At 35.2% G+C, this 17,464-nt stretch carries 15 protein-coding genes; 12 read left to right on the top strand and 3 right to left on the bottom strand.

Features of this window, described 5'->3' with window-relative positions; translation table 11 throughout:
* The first annotated feature begins 148 nt into the window (after window positions 1-148).
* The 4 genes from AR685_RS03650 (at window position 149) to AR685_RS03635 (ending at window position 3,774) form a co-directional block, all read left to right on the top strand.
* The gene (locus tag AR685_RS03650; RefSeq protein WP_228376381.1) at window positions 149-547 is read left to right on the top strand and encodes a PaaI family thioesterase; all 399 of its coding nucleotides are present in this window, start codon (window positions 149-151) and stop codon (window positions 545-547) included.
* A gap of 101 nt (window positions 548-648) precedes the next feature.
* The gene (locus AR685_RS03645; RefSeq protein WP_059123742.1) at window positions 649-993 is read left to right on the top strand and encodes a phage holin family protein; all 345 of its coding nucleotides are present in this window, start codon (window positions 649-651) and stop codon (window positions 991-993) included.
* Between the two features lie 196 nt (window positions 994-1,189).
* Window positions 1,190-3,184 carry a S9 family peptidase gene (locus AR685_RS03640; RefSeq protein WP_059123741.1) on the top strand — a complete coding sequence of 665 codons (1,995 nt, stop codon included), beginning with the start codon at window positions 1,190-1,192 and terminating at the stop codon, window positions 3,182-3,184.
* A 101-nt stretch (window positions 3,185-3,285) separates the two neighbouring features.
* On the top strand, window positions 3,286-3,774 hold the full coding sequence (locus AR685_RS03635; protein ID WP_059123740.1) for a DNA-deoxyinosine glycosylase: 489 nt from the start codon (window positions 3,286-3,288) through the stop codon (window positions 3,772-3,774).
* A 56-nt stretch (window positions 3,775-3,830) separates the two neighbouring features.
* On the opposite strand, the gene AR685_RS03630 is transcribed toward AR685_RS03635, so the two are convergent.
* Window positions 3,831-4,523 (bottom strand): AIM24 family protein, encoded by a 693-nt coding sequence (locus AR685_RS03630; RefSeq protein ID WP_047446439.1) that lies wholly within the window; start codon window positions 4,521-4,523, stop codon window positions 3,831-3,833.
* A 200-nt stretch (window positions 4,524-4,723) separates the two neighbouring features.
* Between AR685_RS03630 and queA the strand changes: the two genes are divergently transcribed.
* The 4 genes from queA (at window position 4,724) to AR685_RS03610 (ending at window position 9,042) form a co-directional block, all read left to right on the top strand.
* The gene (gene queA, locus AR685_RS03625) at window positions 4,724-5,773 is read left to right on the top strand and encodes a tRNA preQ1(34) S-adenosylmethionine ribosyltransferase-isomerase QueA (RefSeq protein WP_047445966.1); all 1,050 of its coding nucleotides are present in this window, start codon (window positions 4,724-4,726) and stop codon (window positions 5,771-5,773) included.
* Between the two features lie 93 nt (window positions 5,774-5,866).
* Window positions 5,867-6,901, top strand: a complete 1,035-nt coding sequence (gene rlmN / locus AR685_RS03620) for a 23S rRNA (adenine(2503)-C(2))-methyltransferase RlmN (RefSeq protein WP_059123739.1) — start codon at window positions 5,867-5,869, stop codon at window positions 6,899-6,901.
* A 213-nt stretch (window positions 6,902-7,114) separates the two neighbouring features.
* Window positions 7,115-7,993 (top strand): hypothetical protein, encoded by an 879-nt coding sequence (locus AR685_RS03615; protein ID WP_059123738.1) that lies wholly within the window; start codon window positions 7,115-7,117, stop codon window positions 7,991-7,993.
* A gap of 71 nt (window positions 7,994-8,064) precedes the next feature.
* Complete coding sequence (locus AR685_RS03610) at window positions 8,065-9,042, top strand: polyprenyl synthetase family protein (protein ID WP_059123737.1); 978 nt, start codon at window positions 8,065-8,067, stop codon at window positions 9,040-9,042.
* 57 nt (window positions 9,043-9,099) lie between these two features.
* Here AR685_RS03610 and AR685_RS17835 read toward each other — a convergent pair whose 3' ends face one another.
* Window positions 9,100-9,396, bottom strand: coding sequence for a hypothetical protein (locus tag AR685_RS17835; protein ID WP_047445974.1), 297 nt, complete (start codon window positions 9,394-9,396; stop codon window positions 9,100-9,102).
* A gap of 138 nt (window positions 9,397-9,534) precedes the next feature.
* Here AR685_RS17835 and AR685_RS03605 point away from each other — a divergent pair, with 138 nt between their 5' ends.
* Together AR685_RS03605 and AR685_RS03600 are read left to right on the top strand one after the other, a co-directional pair.
* Window positions 9,535-11,967 carry a transketolase C-terminal domain-containing protein gene (locus AR685_RS03605; protein WP_059123736.1) on the top strand — a complete coding sequence of 811 codons (2,433 nt, stop codon included), beginning with the start codon at window positions 9,535-9,537 and terminating at the stop codon, window positions 11,965-11,967.
* Between the two features lie 107 nt (window positions 11,968-12,074).
* Entirely contained in the window at window positions 12,075-12,881 is an 807-nt protein-coding gene (locus AR685_RS03600; RefSeq protein ID WP_059123735.1) for a hypothetical protein, read from the top strand.
* Between the two features lie 157 nt (window positions 12,882-13,038).
* On the opposite strand, the gene AR685_RS03595 is transcribed toward AR685_RS03600, so the two are convergent.
* The gene (locus tag AR685_RS03595; protein ID WP_059123734.1) at window positions 13,039-14,241 is read right to left on the bottom strand and encodes an aminopeptidase C; all 1,203 of its coding nucleotides are present in this window, start codon (window positions 14,239-14,241) and stop codon (window positions 13,039-13,041) included.
* A 226-nt stretch (window positions 14,242-14,467) separates the two neighbouring features.
* Here AR685_RS03595 and AR685_RS03590 point away from each other — a divergent pair, with 226 nt between their 5' ends.
* On the top strand, window positions 14,468-14,986 hold the full coding sequence (locus tag AR685_RS03590) for an RNA polymerase sigma factor (protein WP_059123733.1): 519 nt from the start codon (window positions 14,468-14,470) through the stop codon (window positions 14,984-14,986).
* A gap of 11 nt (window positions 14,987-14,997) precedes the next feature.
* A complete protein-coding gene (locus tag AR685_RS03585) occupies window positions 14,998-17,451 on the top strand; it encodes a vWA domain-containing protein (protein ID WP_059123732.1) in 2,454 nt (817 codons plus the stop codon).
* Window positions 17,452-17,464 lie beyond the last annotated feature (13 nt).

The raw sequence follows: 17,464 nt of genomic DNA, 5'->3' as shown, positions 1-17,464 counted from the left end.
AGCGAAGATAAAAAAAACAATCTGCATGAATTAAAGATTATTTTAAAGAACTTTGTAACCATCAACCATCAACCATCAACCATCAACCATCAACCATCAACCATTAACCATCAATTATTATCCCATGACTCAAGAGAAAAAACAACTTATGACCGACAGTTTCAACCGCTCAGAAACGTTGAAATTCTACAAAGCCGAACTTCTGGAAGTAGAAACCGATTTTGTTTCTATTAAAATTCCAAAAATGGAATTGATGACCCGTACTGCAGGAATGTTTAACGGTGCCATGATTGCTTCTCTGGTTGATGTCTCGTCCGGTTACGCAGCAGTGAGTCATTATCCGGAAGATGCATATGTAGTTACGGTGGAATTAAAAGTAAATTATCTGCGTCCCGCTATCGGTGATGCATTAGTTTCGAAAGCTTATGTGGTGAAGGGGGGAAGTAAAATCTGTGTCATAAGAACTGAGATCTATACTGTGAAGGAAGATCGCACATCAGAAAGTCATGTTGCCACTTCTTTGGTAACGATGATGAAAATTAAATAGAATTAAAAATTTAATTGCCGGTATGTTTAGAATTCATCGGTGTTTTCATAGATTTGGAATGACATTTGTTCCGCAGATAACATAATATTAAAATTAAAATCATGAACTTAATAATTCGTCTACTAATCACAGCTGTGGTAGCTTTTCTATTGACTAAAGTTTTACCGGGAGTCCATTTTGAAGGATTTTCTACGGCAATTATCTTCGCTATCGTTTTAGGAGTTTTAAATCTTATTTTAAAACCTATTTTAAGTCTTTTCGGGCTTCCGTTGACAATTATCACACTAGGCTTCTTCGCCTTGGTCATCAATGCGATCATCGTTTTAATAGCTGACTATTTTATTGATTCTATGGAGGTCAATGGTTTTTGGTGGGCATTTATTTTCAGTATTTTGCTTTCAATCATTACTTCGCTGGCGAATTCGATGTTTGCTGATAAAGATTAAATCAAAGATTATTTACAACTACTTATAATCGTCAGTTTTTCAGCTGGCGATTTTTTATTTGGGATATTTCTGGTTTAAAAATTAAACTAAACTGCTTATTTTTTAGTTCATTTTTATTTTAAATATTAACTTTGGCAATCTTTGAAATAAAATAAACGGATGAATTTTAATTCTGAAGTTCTTAAATGATCTACATATGAAATTAAAGTACAGTCTGCTCGCTTTGGCAGCACCTCTTTTAATGAATGCACAACAACTCATGACGCCCGAAATTCTATGGACTTTAAAGAAAGTCGGGGTACAGGCGGTCTCTCCAGACCACTCATCGCTTATTTACAGAGTAGGACAGGTCGATCTTAAAACTGAAAAAACAAAAAACGAGAATTATTTTCTGAATGCTGTCAATAATCAGTCTTCCAAAATTGATCTTGGTAAAAAAGCTTTAATTCAGTGGGATAAAAACGGATTGTATGCTCAGGAAGGAGATAAAATTTTCCTTTCAAAAGACAGCGGAAAAACCTGGTCAGAATTTTATACTATCGGTGAAGTGGATAACGTTGTCATTTCTCCCGACGGAAAGAAAATTGCTTTCAGCAAACAGGTTTTGGTTGAGAAATTAATGGGCAAAGATAAATATGCGGACACTCCAAAAACGACAGCTCAGGTTTATACCGATTTGAACCACAGACATTGGGATTATTTCAATGAAGGAAAATACAATCATGTTTTTGTCGTGAATACTTCTGCTAACGCAGATTCTGCAAAAGATCTGGTGGAAGGAAAAACCTGGGATTCTCCGCAAAGACCATTCGGTGGAGCAGAAGATTTTGTATTCAGTCCGGATTCTACCCAGCTATTATATGTTACAAAACCTAAAAGCGGGAAAGAATATTCTACAAGCACCAACACCGATATTTTTGCTTACGATTTGGCTTCAGGATCAACAAAAAATCTAACTGAATCAAATAAAGGGTACGATGTGAATCCAAAATTCAGTCCCGACGGAAAATCATTGCTTTGGCAAAGTATGGAAAGAGACGGCTACGAAGCGGATAAAAATGATATCAAACTGATGGACTGGAAATCAGGGAAAACTTCAAACCTAACCAAAGCTTGGGACGAAAGCGTTTCCGGAGATGTTTTCTGGGCTGGAGATTCTAAAGCAATTTACTTCACAGCGGCTTTCAGAGGAACAAAGCAATTATTTTCTTTAAATCCTAAAGATTCAAAAGTTCAGCAGATCACAAAAGGTGACTTTGATGTGAATGAAATTTTTGCGGACCAGAAAAGTTCATTGCTGGTTTCAAAAACAGATATCAATCATGCCTCAGAAATATTCTCTGTGAATCTTAAAAATGGAGAACTGAAGCCAGTTACCGAAGCGAATAAAGATGCTTATGCAAAATTAGCCCAAGGGAAATCTGAGCTGAAAATGGTCAAAACGACAGACGGAAAAGAAATGGGCGTATGGTTTCATTATCCAGCCAACTTCGATCCAAGTAAAAAATATCCGACTCTAGTGTATTGTCAAGGAGGTCCACAATCCGCATTAACCCAATTCTTCAGCACAAGATGGAATTTTGCTTTAATGGCAGCCAACGGATATATCGTGGTGGCACCAAACAGAAGAGGGATGCCGGGCTGGGGAACAAAATGGAATGAGGAAATCTCAAAAGACTGGGGCGGACAACCGATGAGAGATTATCTGGCAGCAACAGATTTTGCAAAAACATTACCTTACGTTGATGGTGAAAGAGTAGCAGCAGTTGGTGCAAGTTACGGTGGTTATAGCGTTTTTATGTTAGCTGGAATTCATAACAACAGATTCAAAACCTTCATTGCTCACGATGGATTATTTGATATGAAATCTTGGTATTTGACGACTGAAGAACTATGGTTTGCCAACTGGGACCTAGGTTCGCCTTGGGAAAAACCTTTACCAAAAGCCTATACAGAATTCAACCCAAGCAACTTCGTTGACAAATGGAACAAGCCCATCATGATTTTCCAGGGTGGAATTGACTATAGAGTTCCTTATGAGCAGGGGCAGGAAGCTTTCCAGGCTGCGAAATTAAAAGGGTTAAAATCAAAATTAGTGTATTTTCCCAACGAAAATCACTGGGTGCTTCATCCTCAAAACGGTTTGGTTTGGCAAAGAGAATTTTTTGATTGGCTAAAAGAAACTTTGTAATTTAAAAAATAATTCTTTAAAATATCAGTAGAAGCGGACTTTAGTCCGCTTTTTGTTTTTATAATATTGTTAGGAGTTAGACAAAATTGATATATTTAACCATGCAAAACCGTATTTCTTCTTTTTCCCCAATCATCGACAATGCGTCTAAAATATTAATTTTAGGTTCAATTCCAGGTGTGAAATCTTTAGAAAAACAACAATATTATGGTCATCCGCAAAATAAATTCTGGAAGATTATTTTTGAATTATTTCACGAAGAATTTACCGAAAATTATAAGGAAAGAATTGCTATTTTAAAAAAGCATCACATTGCTCTTTGGGATGTCATCGATTCCTGCGAGAGAAAAGGAAGTTTAGATTCTGAGATAAAAAATGAAGAAGCCAATCAGATTCCTGAACTTTTAGAAGAATATCCAAATGTAAAAGCAATTTTCTGTAACGGAGGGAAATCTTATAAAAATTTACAGAAACTATTGGGCAAAAACTTTAAGATTCCCGTTTATTTATTGCCCTCGACAAGTCCTCTTCACACGATTTCTTTCGAAAAAAAGCTGGAAGATTGGAAAATGATTGTAGAAAATATTTAAATGCAAAAGCAGGAGTGTTCGCTCCTGCTTTTGCATAAATAGTAGAATATTTGCTGTTATTTCTCGATCGTATAAACCTCCTCATAAGGCTGTATCAGTACCCATCCATTTCCGGAAAACTTCATCTGAAATTCTTCACCGCTTCCTCTTCCAATCAAACTTTTAAAAGAAACGTTGGTTTTCAGTTCAGGGCTTAAATTTCCTGACCATGCAACTGTTGCATTAGGATCCGTGAAAACTGGAGCATCCGGAGTGACCATCAAAGTCAGTGGTTCTCCGTGAGTTGTGATGGCGATATGCCCGGTTCCTGAAAGTTTTACTTGAAACAATCCGCCGGACATCATGCCTGCAATACTTTTCAGCATAGTGATATCGCTTTTAACACTTTGTTCGTGCGCTAGGACATCATTTCCGTTTACGAAAAGTGTTTCGTTGTTTAAATACAGAATTCTGACCTTTTTTCCGGAGTCAGCAACATAAAGTTTGCCTGTTCCTTCTGCTTTCATCAGTTTGGCACCTTCACCACTAAGTGCTTTTTTCAACAGATTTCCCAATCCGCCGGAAAGCATTCCTTGTCTTTCAAAGTTGACGTTTCCTACATATCCGACCATACTTCCGGTTTTTGTCCAGACTGCCTGATTGTTGAGGTTGATTTCTAAAAGTGCAGGTTTTTCCAATTCGAAATAATCTCTCTCAAGGGGATTTTCTTTGGTTTCTTTTACGAATTCTTCTAAAGAATATTTGCTCATAGGTGTAATTTTAAATCAGCCTAAAATAGTGTTTTTTTATCAAATAATTCCATTAAATAAAAAAATGTCATGCTTTAAAATCCCTGTCAGTACCGATTGTGAAATAAAGACTTGACAAAAGGGTATTGAATGTTGTATATTTGCAGTCCGAAAAATTACATCCGTAATTTTCGTGTAATTTTTAAACCGTAATTTAAAAAATGAAGACATCCGATTTTAATTTTGATCTCCCTGAAGAATTATTGGCAGAGCACCCGTCTGAGCACAGAGACGAGTCAAGGTTGATGGTTCTTGATAGAAAAACTCAAACGATAGAGCATAAAACATTCAAAGACGTTGTAGATTATTTCGACGAAAAAGATTTGTTCATTTTTAACAATACTAAAGTTTTCCCGGCTCGTCTTTATGGAAATAAGGAAAAAACCGGAGCTAAAATTGAAGTTTTCCTTTTAAGAGAGCTTGATAAAGAAACCCGCGTTTGGGATGTTTTGGTTGATCCTGCAAGAAAAATCAGAATTGGAAATAAATTATTCTTTACAGAAGATGAGTCTTTGGTTGCTGAGGTTATCGATAATACAACTTCAAGAGGAAGAACGTTGAGATTTTTATTCGACGGTTCTTACGAAGAATTCAGAACGAAATTGAAAGAATTAGGAGAAACTCCTCTCCCAAAATATATCAAAAGAGACGTAGAACCTGAAGATGCTGAAAGATACCAAACTATTTATGCTAAAGTAGAAGGAGCTGTAGCAGCACCTACTGCAGGTCTGCATTTCTCAAGACATTTGATGAAGAGATTGGAAATTAAAGGTATCGATTTTGCTGAGGTGACGCTTCACGTTGGTTTGGGAACTTTCAACCCGATCGAAGTGGAAGATTTGTCTAAGCACAAAATGGAATCTGAAGAGATCATTATCGACGAGTTAAATGCTGAGATTATCAACAAAGCTGTTCAGGAAAACAGAAGAGTATGTGCAGTAGGAACGACGACGATGAGAGCGATTGAAACTTCAGTTTCTTCAAACAGGAAAATTTCTGCATTCAATGGCTGGACAAATAAATTTATCTATCCACCTCATGATTTTGGAGTTGCCAATACAATGATTACCAATTTCCATACGCCAAAGTCTACTTTAATGATGATGATTGCAGCGTTTGCAGGAAAAGATTTCCTAATGCAAGCATATGAGGAAGCAGTAAGAGAAAAATATAAATTCTATTCTTACGGTGACGCAATGCTTATTTTGTAATTAATTTAAATTATAGATTATGAATTTTAGATTGAAATCCAACTGTTGTGAGGGATTTTAGTCTAAAATTTATAATTTAAAATCTACAATATTTTGAAAGATATCAGAACTCTATCACTCGACCAACTCAAAGATTACTTTGGTACCATTGGTGAAAAACCTTTTCGTGCTAAGCAGGTCTATGACTGGATCTGGAGTAAGAATCTTCATTCATTTGAAGAGATGACGAATCTTTCAAAGGATCTGAGAGAGCATCTTGTCCGTGATTTTATTATGAATCCGGCAGCGGTAGATCAATTTCAAAAATCTACTGACGGAACGATAAAAAACGGCGTTAAGCTTCACGATGGGCTCATGGTAGAATCTGTTCTGATTCCTACTGAAACGAGAACTACAGCTTGTGTTTCTTCACAGGTTGGCTGTTCGTTAAACTGTGAATTCTGTGCTACAGCCAAACTCAAAAGAATGAGGAATCTTGAAGTGGCGGAAATTGTAGATCAGGTCGCCCTCATAGACAGGCAAAGTAAAGAATATTATAACCGTCCTTTGACCAACATCGTTTTTATGGGAATGGGTGAGCCGATGATGAATTATAAAAATGTTGTTGAAGCCATCAAAAAAATCACTCAACCGGAAGGTTTGGGAATGTCTCCGAGAAGAATTACTGTTTCTACATCGGGAATTCCAAAGATGATAAAAATGTTGGCAGATGATGAATTGCGTGTAAAACTTGCATTATCTCTACATTCTGCGGTAGAATCTACCCGAAACGAAATCATGCCGTTTTCAGATAAATTCCCTTTAACGGATATTATGGATGCGCTTCAATACTGGTATAAAAAAACAGGTTCAACCATCACTTTTGAATATTGTGTCTGGAAGGGTATTAATGATAAGGATGAAGACATTAAAGCTTTAATTAAATATTGCCGACAGGTTCCTTCTAAAGTGAATTTAATCCAATACAACCCGATTGGTGAAGGTAAATTTGATCACAGAAGTATAGCTGCTGAAGAAAAGTATGTTCGCGAACTCGAAAAAGCCGGAATTACAGTTATGGTAAGAAAAAGCCGTGGTGGAGACATCGATGCGGCTTGTGGACAGTTAGCCAATAAAAACGCTGAATAATTTCTTATTCATTTTATAATTACAAGGGATATATAGTAGCGACATAACAAAATATAGGGTGCAAACCTTTGAACGAACGCAGCCTTAGTTTAAATTCTTAAACTCATACATTCCATTTGATAATCAGATTTGAAAACCATGACGTGGTTTTGCTATAAAATCATCTCTACATTCTTAACAATCCATTCATACCAAAATCCGTAATTTTGTGCTATGAAGAAGGTTTTTCTAATATTTATTGTTCTCACGTTTCAAACTGCTTTTTCTCAACAGGCAGAAATTTTTAAGCTTAAAAAATTCAGAGTTTCAGTTTTAAATGATTCCATTCAGGAAACTTCTGGATTGAATTTTTTTGACGGAAAACTCTATACCTTTAATGATAGCGGAAATCCTGCAGAATTGTATGAAATTGATAAAAATTCAGGAAAAATTCTCAAGGTTTTAAAAGCGAATGCAGAAAACAAGGATTGGGAAGCGTTAGCCAACGATGGAGGGAATTTTTACATCGGGGATTTTGGTAACAACGCAGGAACGCGAAAAGATTTAAAAATATATAAAGTTCCTTTTCAAAATAACGAATTACAGAATGATTTAATGAAAGCCATTTCATTTTATTATCCTGAACAAAATGATTTTACTTCTAAAAACATCTCCACAGATTTCGATTTGGAATCGATGATTTATTTAAACGGAAAAATTCATGTATTTACCAAAGAATGGAACTCAAAAGCAACATCCCATTACACGATTGATCCTGAGAATTTTGAAAATCAGGCTGCTCAGAAAACTGAATCTTTCCAGACGGATTTTATGATTAGCGATGCTTATTATTACGATAAAAAACTTTATGTTGTAGGGTATACCAGGAAAACTGAAGTTTTTCTCAATATTTTTAAGGAGTCCGAATCGGGAATGTTTTTCAAAGAAAATCCGAGACATCTTTATTTAGGTAGCGCATTGACCATTGGGCAGATAGAAGGAATTGCTGTTGATGAAAAAGGAATTTATATTTCAGGGGAAAAATTCTATTCGCCGATCAAAAAAACCAAGCCGTTTTTTTATTTTATTCCTAAAGATAAACTCAAACTTTAATTTTGTTAAAATTGGTTTAAAAAAATTATCTTTGTGAGAATTAATAAATACTCACCCATCATTCTCAGATAGTGGCCAATATTGTAGAAGAAATCAAACGACCGATCAATGAGGAAATGAAACTTTTCGAACAGAAGTTTTATGAATCTATGCAGAGCAAAGTCGCTTTACTTGATAAAGTTACCCGTTTTATTGTTACCACAAAAGGGAAGCAGATGCGTCCGATGTTTGTATTTTTATGTGCAAAACTGATAGGGAACGTCAATGAAAAAACCTATCGTGGTGCTTCGATGATCGAGTTGATTCATACTGCGACTCTGGTACATGATGATGTTGTGGATGAGAGTTTTAAAAGGCGTAATTTCTTTTCCATTAATGCATTATGGAAAAATAAAATTGCTGTCTTGGTTGGTGATTTCTTACTTTCAAAAGCGGTTTTGCTTTCTACAGACCATAAAGATTACGATTTACTTTCTGTAATTTCAAGAACGATCAGAGAAATGTCTGAGGGAGAACTCCTTCAATTGGAAAAAGCCAGAAAACTTGATATTACCGAAGATGTTTATTACGAAATCATCCGTCAGAAAACAGCTACTTTGATTGCGGCTTGCTGCGAAATCGGAGCTTTATCCAACGATGCTGATGAACATTTAGCTAAGAAAATGATGCAGTTCGGGACGTACACAGGGATGGCTTTTCAAATCAAAGATGATTTATTCGATTATTTAAGTTCAAACGTCATCGGAAAACCAGTTGGAATTGATATTAAGGAGCAAAAAATGACGCTTCCTTTGATTCATACTTTGAAAATTGCCAGCGAAACCGATAGAAAATATTATTTCAATACCATAAAACGCTACAACAACGACCAGAAACGTGTGAAAGAACTGATAGCTTTTGTGAAAAGTTCAGGTGGATTGGATTATGCAATTACCGTCATGAAGGATTTTCAGCAGAAAGCAAAAAATATTCTTGATGAATTTCCTGATTCTGAAGTTAGAAAATCATTGCACATGATGTTGGATTATGTGATTGAAAGAAAATTTTAATTATATCCTTTATCGAAATTCCAATGTTAATTTAAAGACAACAAAAAAACTGGAAATTTAATCCATTATTGCTGTTGTTATAATAATGACAGACAGAATAATACAAAATAAAGCGATTAAAAATAAATAATCCGCAATACTCTCGTATCTGTTTCCCAGGCTTTCCTTCTTAGTTCTTATCGACATAAACGAAAATAAACTGCTGCAAGCAAAAAGTACACATGCGATGCCTGCAAACTCATCTAAAAATGTATGATGGCTCGTTTTAGTGATTTTCAATGAGGTGATGATGATCATAGAAAACCCTAAAAGATTAGACGATGCATTGAGAATATGAGTAGACTTTTTTTCCATATCAGAGAGTTTTATTCAAAGTATATACCTGTTTTTTCATTATCAAATTTATAAAAAACATTCTTGAAAATTAAAATTAATATAAAAAGTGTATATTAGCAAAATACTTCAGAATTAAAAAATATTTAATATTTGGCTATGCAGACAACCTATATTGAAACTCAGCAGATTTCTTTTCAAGATTTTAAAAATCAGATACTTGAAGACTATAAATTAGGAAGAATCTCTCGTGAAATGTCTTATTTGGGCAGAAGAGAAGTTCTTACCGGAAAAGCGAAGTTCGGAATTTTTGGAGACGGAAAAGAGTTGCCGCAGTTGGCAATGGCGAAAGTTTTCAGAAACGGAGATTTCCGTTCAGGATACTATAGAGATCAGACGTTTGCTTTGGCTGCAGATGCTTTATCCGTTGAAAGTTTCTTTGCGCAATTATATGCAGATACCAGTGTGGAAAGAGAGCCAGCGTCTGCCGGAAGACAGATGAACGGTCACTTTGCTACAAGAAGTCTAAACGAAGACGGAAGCTGGAAAGATTTGATGGCTCAAAAGAATATTTCTTCTGATATTTCTCCGACTGCCGGACAGATGCCAAGATTATTAGGTTTGGCTCAAGCTTCAAAAATATATAAATCCGTAAAATTTGACGGTTCTGAGAAATTCTCAAATGAAGGTAATGAAATCGCTTTTGGTACCATCGGAGATGCTTCTACAGCAGAAGGTCATTTTTGGGAAACTTTAAATGCTGCTTGTGCACTTCAAGTTCCAATGATTGTTTCAATTTGGGATGATGGTTACGGGATTTCTGTTCCTACTATGAAGCAGAGAGCAAAAGCTGATATTGCTGAAATGTTGAGCGGATTCCAAAGAAAAGAAGGGGAGAATCAAGGGTGTGAAATTATTCAGGTGAAGGCTTGGGATTATCCTGCTTTATTGGATGCTTACGCTAAAGCTGAACATTTTGCAAGAACTGAATCTGTTCCTGTTGTTGTTCATGTGATTGAAGTAACTCAGCCGCAAGGTCATTCGACTTCAGGATCTCACGAAAGATATAAAAATGAAGACCGTTTGTCTTGGGAAGCTGATTTTGACGGGTTGGTAAAACTCAGAGAATGGATTTTAAACTACTCCATTGAAATTGAAGGAAATGAAGAAATCATTGCAAGCGTTGAAGAATTGGATGCAATTGACGAAGAAGCGAAGAAAAAAGTAAAAGCCGGACAAAAAACTGCCTGGGAAAATTATCAGAAAACGATTACAGAATTAGCTTTTTCAGTTTTGCCTTTAGTAGAAAATCTGAAAGGTCAGAACTCAGAGATTGAAACCTACATCAATCAATATAATAAATTAGTTTCTAAAGCTAAAAAGGATGTTTTCCATTTAATCAGAAAATCTTTGTTAGCAACAAGAGGAACCAATTCTGCAGAGAGAACTCAGTTGATGAACAAATACAACGAAGTTTTTGAAGTTGAAAAAGACAATTATTCTTCACACTTATATTCGCAGTCTCAGTGGAAAACTGAAAATGTGAAAGAAGTAAAACCAGTATTCACAGAAGCGTCTCAGGATGTTGACGGAAGAGTAGTGGTAAGAAACAATTTTGATAAAATTTTTGAAAAATATCCTCAAACTTTGGTCTTTGGTGAAGATGCCGGAAATATCGGTGACGTGAACCAGGGTCTTGAAGGAATGCAGGAAAAATACGGTGACATTCGTGTGGCTGATACCGGAATCCGTGAAGCGACCATTCTTGGACAGGGAATCGGAATGGCGATGAGAGGTCTAAGACCAATCGCTGAAATTCAGTATTTAGATTATATCTTGTATTGTTTGCAGGGAATGAGTGATGATTTAGCAACAGTTCAATACAGAACAAAAGGCGGTCAGAAAGCTCCTGTCATCATCAGAACGAGAGGTCACAGACTGGAAGGAGTTTGGCATTCAGGTTCGCCAATGGCGGGAATTTTGAATCTTTCAAAAGGTATTTTGGTTTTGGTGCCAAGAAACTTAACAAAAGCTGCCGGATTCTATAACACGATGCTCCAAAGCGACGATCCTGCTGTGATTGTTGAATGTTTGAACGGATACCGATTAAAAGAAAAACAACCTGATAATTTAGGTGAATTCACGGTTCCTGTCGGGAAAATTGAAGTGACAAAAGAAGGTAAGGATGTCACTTTGGTGACTTACGGTTCTACATGGAGAATTGTCATGGAAGCAGCAGAAGAACTTGAAAAACTTGGCATCTCTGCAGAAGTTATCGATGTTCAGTCGTTAATTCCTTTCGATTTAACGCATGAAATTGCTGAATCTGTGAAGAGAACCAATAGATTGGTTGTGATCGACGAAGATGTAGAAGGTGGAACTTCAGCGTTTATCCTACAGCAGATTTTAGAGAAGCAAAAAGCGTTCAGATATTTAGATTCTGATCCATTGACAATCGCTGCAAACGATCACAGACCTGCGTATGCAAGTGACGGTGATTATTTCTCTAAGCCATCTTCAGATGATATGGTGGAAAGAATTTATGCCCTATTTAACGAAACAAATCCTCAGAAATATCCTGCGATATTTTAATTGAGATTTTAAATAAATTTTATAACCGCTTTCTTTTTGGGAGCGGTTTTTTGTTGCTTAAAATTAGTATATTTTTACCTTATATTTTATACTAAATACAGTTATTCATGAAAATAGTTTTTTCTATATTCTTTTTATTACTAATTACAGGTTGCACGGATAAAAACCTTGAAACAGAAAGTGTAGATGAAGTAATCCCTAATCCACAAGAGGTTTTACGTGATTATGTTAAAAATCCAAAAACTAATGATAGAATTTGCAAAGATGATATTGAAAGAGCGCAAAAAGACCTAGGGAAATATAAAAATATTTATGTCTCAACATCTTGCTTTGGATGTAAATCCTTGCTTTATGAAGATGAAATTTTAGAATATTCCACAAAACAAAAATTTAAAGTAATCAACTATGACTTTAGCTGTGTTATTATTGATGGCCAAACTCAAGGATGCTACAAAGCGTTTATTGATTTAGAAATGGAAAAAGTTCACGGAAAAAATTTTAGACAGAAAATTGAGAAAGAGGCTGAAAAATTAATGATTGAGAATATTAAAAATCATGATAAAGTCTTAAGTATTTTTGACTTATCAGAAAATGACAAACCGCATTTTATAAAAGAGGATAATTTAATTAAACAAGGTTATATACCCACAATTAAAACTGGATTGCCACTGAAAAATGCTAAAAGCAATTCTATTTTTCTAGACGTTAGTTTTATCATTGAAAAAAACGGAAAGGTTAGTACTTTAAAAAATGAAAATTGGGTCACTGAAGCAGTAGAAAATGAAAAATATAAAAGTGAACTTGAAATTATTGCAAAAAATACAATTCTAACTAACTATAATAATTGGAAACCAGGTAAATATAAAAATACCATTGCAAGAGTAAAAAACTATTTTAGAGTTGATTTTGAATAAAAAAAATAATAGTAAAATTAAAAAACGTGTAATAATTTGTTTTTTAACATACCAAATGTGAAAGAATAAAAAACCGCTTGAAGAAAAAATCTCAAAGCGGCCTATTAACAAGTTTAAAAATATCTAAAACTGTCAAATAAATGACAATAATGATTTCCTACAAACCAATATTTTTGCTTGGTTTCAGTTGTTTTCTGATGTTCTTTGGAATTGCATTTTTGTGAACCAAAATTGCTGTTGATTTGTATTCAACATAAGGTTTTGTCACATACAGATAACCGTCAAAATCGTTGGTTACACCCCAGGAATTTTTCACCATATAATATTCTTTTCCGGTTTGATCTTTTGCCAAACCTACGATGTGCATTCCGTGATCATCTGTTGTGGTAAGGTTGTTCAAAGCTTTCTGACGAAGATCTTCGGTAATGGTTTTATCTTTTTTAGGCTGTGTAAACAGTTCTTTTTTAACTTCCGGAGTAATCTGATCCAGATCTACATCAGGAACATACGCAACACCATTTTTATAAGAAAAATAAGGCTCTGAAACATCAGTTGCCCAACCTACAGAATATCCTTTGTTAACCGCATTGTCAATAATAGCCGTCATTTCATTCATCGGAATATTCCAGTCAGAATCATGGCTCCAGTTATCAGGAATCGGAACGACAAATTTCTGATAGTACGGATAATCTTTATAAGAAGACAATTCCACATAATCTTCAGGATTAATACCAACAACTTCTTTCGCAAAGGTTTTTGGAGTATAATTTTTTCCTTCATACATAAAGTTTGTCGGAACTTTTCCTAAATATTCATCAAGAATTGCATCCACAGAATCCATCCAGTTATCTTGAAGTTTTCCTTTTGCAGATGCCGCAACCAAACCTTCTAAAACAGGCTTCAGTTTCCCCTGCATTTCATTGAAATTATTTAAAGCTTGTCCTGATTTCAAACCTGTATAAACATCTTGCGGAACGGCTCCGTATTTTTTGTACATGTTAACAACGTCATGTAATTCTCCGCCGTCGCCCCAACTGATCGCTCCACCGTTTAAAACATATAATTTTGCCTTATCGTGATAAGAATTTCTTGCCGTAAAAATTTCTGCCAAATCAACAGGTTTTTTACCCATTCTCTGCATTTCAGATTCAAGAAAAGAGTTTCCCGAATAACTCCAGCAAGTTCCCGATGAACCTTGGTTTTTCACCGATGTTGCACCCACATCTTTTAGTGTGGTGAACTGGAAATTAGCATTTTGTGACTGATTGTTTTTCAACTTGTTGATCAGATCATCCTGAGCAAACATCATACTTCCTGCGCATAAAACAAAAAGTAATGACGCAAATCTTTTGTTTTTCATTACTGTAAAAATTATAACTGAATAGTCGACAATGTTAAATTAATGTTACAGATTTGAGTGTTAAAAACGGTTAAATTTAATTAGAGTGATTTAAAGTATATAGCTAATACAATTGGACAACTTTTTAACTTTTTTAGTTTGAGTATTTCCTTATTTTTAGAAAAAGTTTACAATGTTTCCAACCTTTTTGAAATTTCCTGCATCTATTAGAGTATAAAGCCTGACTATGGAAAAAGAATTACTGATAGAATGCCAACGGAACGACCGCAATGCCCAGCGGAAAGTTTACGAGAAAATGGCGGGCAAGCTATATTCAGTCTGCAAACGTTATCTGAAAAACGACGAAGACATCGAAGAGGTATTGGCAGATACGTTCTACAAGATTTTCACAAAACTGAATCAACTTCAAAATCATGAAATTTTCGAAGCCTGGGCAAAGAAAATTGCAGTGAACGAATGTTTGCAGAAACTGAGAAGTATGAAAGCACTTGACGTTTCTTTAGAAGAAGAGTTTGTAGAGTCAAAGGAAGCACCAACAGACAATATTTTGTTTGAAAAGGATATTCTGAAACTGCTGAATTTTCTTCCTGAAGGTTGCAGGGCAATTTTCAATCTGTTTGCGATTGAAGGATACCCTCATAAGGAAATTGCGACAATGCTTTCAATAAGCGAAGGAACTTCAAAATCCCAACTCAATTTCGCAAGAAAAAAATTGCAGGAACTCTTGGTGAATAACAACATTTAAACTTGTACACAATGGAAAACAATCACGATATAGATAAAAAATTCAATGAGGCTTCTCATTCTTTGGAAGAACCGGCAACTTTTCCGGGTTTTGACAAAGTTTGGGCAAAAGTTGAAGAGAAATTAGATAAAAAAGAAGATAAGAAAAGAGTAATTCCCATCTGGTTTTCTTACGGAATTGCTGCGAGTCTAGTTATTGGTTTGGGAGCATTTTATTTTATCAATAAAAAAGAAGTTGTTGATATTTCAAAACCTCAGATTACTCAAAATACAGTGTCACCAAAAGTAAATCATAAAGTTCAGGTAATTGATAGTACTGTGAAATCAAATATTGAAAAGGAAATTGCTGTTATAAATTCTCAGAAAGAAAATCAAGTTTTAGTTTATTCAAACATAGTTCCTGAACCTGTAGAACCTCCAACTATTTTGACTCCACAACAAGGAGATTATAGAGTTGTAAGTACCCCAAATTATATGGAACCAGATCATGACGGAGTTTTAGATAAAGATGATGAGCCGCAAGAGATGAGAGAAATTGTTGTAACGGGTACTTTAGGAATTAGAAAAAGACAAGATGCTACATCATCCTCAACTCAGATCTCAAATTTTAATGTAGTTCAATCCCTACAAGGTAGTGTTGCAGGAATTAAGATTTCAAGTAATAACAATGGGTGGCTTAATAATCAATCATACAACAATAATCCGGTAAATTCTCTTCAAGGACAAATACCAAGTAGTACAAGTTCAGGCAGTCTATCACAAAATATTCTTATCAGAGGTTCTGCAAGTTTAAATGGGAATAATCAACCTCTGATTGTAATTGATGGTGTGGTTAAAGATCAAAATTCTCTATCCAAGCTGAATCCTCAGCAGATAAAAAGCATAGACATTTTAAAAGATGCATCTGCAACCGCCCTTTATGGAAGCCGTGCCGCCAATGGAGTAGTCGTTGTAACCACCAAAAAACTTTCCAGAAAAGAGAGAAAGGCTTTTAAAAAACTGCAAAAAGTTCAAGACAGCATCAACCTTTCGAAACAGATTCAGAAGCAAAATAACTCAGAAGAATACGATGCATTCGTAGAAAATCCTTTTGAATTAACGAAAAATCAGTCCGTTTCTACTTTTTCAATTGATGTGGATAAAGCTGCGTATTCCAACATCCGGAGAATGATCAACAATGGTGAAGTCGTGAATAAAAATGCGGTGCGAATTGAGGAAATGATTAATTATTTTAAATATAATTATCCACAACCAAAAAATGATCGACCATTTTCCATCAACACAGAATACAATGATTCTCCGTGGAATTCTCAGCATAAATTATTGAAAATCGGACTTCAAGGCAAAGATTTACCGATGGATAAATTGCCGAGTTCAAATTTTGTTTTTCTGATTGATGTTTCGGGTTCAATGAATGAAGCGAATAAATTGCCGCTGTTAAAATCATCTTTCAAAGTTTTGTTGGATCAATTAAGACCGCAGGATAAAGTGGGAATTGTAGTCTACGCCGGAAGTGCCGGAATGGTTTTACCTCCTACTTCAGCAAAAGAAAAAAACAAAATTATAGAAGCTTTAGATCAACTTCAGGCAGGCGGAAGTACAGCCGGAGGACAAGGAATAGAGCTGGCCTACAAACTCGCTCAGGAAAATTTCATTAAAGACGGAAATAATCGTGTGATCATTGCAACCGACGGAGATTTCAATGTGGGAACATCTTCTACGGGCGACCTTCAAACCTTGATTGAAGAAAAAAGAAAATCGGGAGTTTTCCTAACGTGTTTAGGTTTCGGAATGGGCAATTTCAAAGACAATCGCATGGAAACTTTAGCGAATAAAGGCAATGGAAATTATGCTTACATAGACAATATGCAGGAAGCCAATAAGTTTCTGGGAAAAGAGTTTGCTGGAAGCATGTATGCGATTGCAAAAGATGTGAAAATTCAGATTGAATTTAATCCGAAATATGTGAAATCTTACCGTTTGATTGGTTATGAAAACCGTAAACTGAAGAATGAAGATTTCACCAACGATAAAATTGATGCAGGAGAATTGGGAAGCGGACATACCGTAACTGCTTTATATGAAATCATTCCAGCTGATGTAAAATCTGAATTTTTACCACAAGAAAATGATTTAAAATATACAAAAAACACAAGTGATGAAAATTTTAATGATGAATTGGCAACTGTAAAATTCAGATACAAAAAACCTGATGGCAATACGAGTTCGGAAATCGTTCAGGTCGTGAAAAATTCAAATGAAAACCTATCGTCTGCGAGTGATGATTTTAAATTTGCTTCTTCTGTGGCTTGGTTTGGCTTGGTATTGAGAAAATCAGATTTAATTAAAAATAAAGATTTGAAGGAGGTTGAAAAGTTGGGGAAAAAGGGCAGAGGAAATGATGAGGACGGCTACAGAGCAGAGTTTGTGAGACTCGTGGAAACTTACAGAAATTCAAACAAATAAATTGAATCACAAA

The organism is Chryseobacterium sp. JAH (assembly GCF_001507335.1).
In the GTDB taxonomy this organism is placed as follows: Bacteria; Bacteroidota; Bacteroidia; order Flavobacteriales; family Weeksellaceae; genus Chryseobacterium.
The sequence above is the reverse complement of the archived record's forward strand: the minus strand, read 5'-3'. Positions and strand labels throughout refer to the sequence as shown.

Coding starts and splice junctions, on each gene's coding strand:
- AR685_RS03650 (WP_228376381.1), top strand. CDS start 149: ATGACCGACAGTTTCAACCGCTCAGAAACGTTGAAATTCTACAAAGCC.
- AR685_RS03645 (WP_059123742.1), top strand. CDS start 649: ATGAACTTAATAATTCGTCTACTAATCACAGCTGTGGTAGCTTTTCTA.
- AR685_RS03640 (WP_059123741.1), top strand. CDS start 1,190: ATGAAATTAAAGTACAGTCTGCTCGCTTTGGCAGCACCTCTTTTAATG.
- AR685_RS03635 (WP_059123740.1), top strand. CDS start 3,286: ATGCAAAACCGTATTTCTTCTTTTTCCCCAATCATCGACAATGCGTCT.
- AR685_RS03630 (WP_047446439.1), bottom strand. CDS start 4,523: ATGAGCAAATATTCTTTAGAAGAATTCGTAAAAGAAACCAAAGAAAAT.
- queA (WP_047445966.1), top strand. CDS start 4,724: ATGAAGACATCCGATTTTAATTTTGATCTCCCTGAAGAATTATTGGCA.
- AR685_RS03615 (WP_059123738.1), top strand. CDS start 7,115: ATGAAGAAGGTTTTTCTAATATTTATTGTTCTCACGTTTCAAACTGCT.
- AR685_RS17835 (WP_047445974.1), bottom strand. CDS start 9,396: ATGGAAAAAAAGTCTACTCATATTCTCAATGCATCGTCTAATCTTTTA.
- AR685_RS03605 (WP_059123736.1), top strand. CDS start 9,535: ATGCAGACAACCTATATTGAAACTCAGCAGATTTCTTTTCAAGATTTT.
- AR685_RS03600 (WP_059123735.1), top strand. CDS start 12,075: ATGAAAATAGTTTTTTCTATATTCTTTTTATTACTAATTACAGGTTGC.
- AR685_RS03595 (WP_059123734.1), bottom strand. CDS start 14,241: ATGAAAAACAAAAGATTTGCGTCATTACTTTTTGTTTTATGCGCAGGA.
- AR685_RS03590 (WP_059123733.1), top strand. CDS start 14,468: ATGGAAAAAGAATTACTGATAGAATGCCAACGGAACGACCGCAATGCC.
- AR685_RS03585 (WP_059123732.1), top strand. CDS start 14,998: ATGGAAAACAATCACGATATAGATAAAAAATTCAATGAGGCTTCTCAT.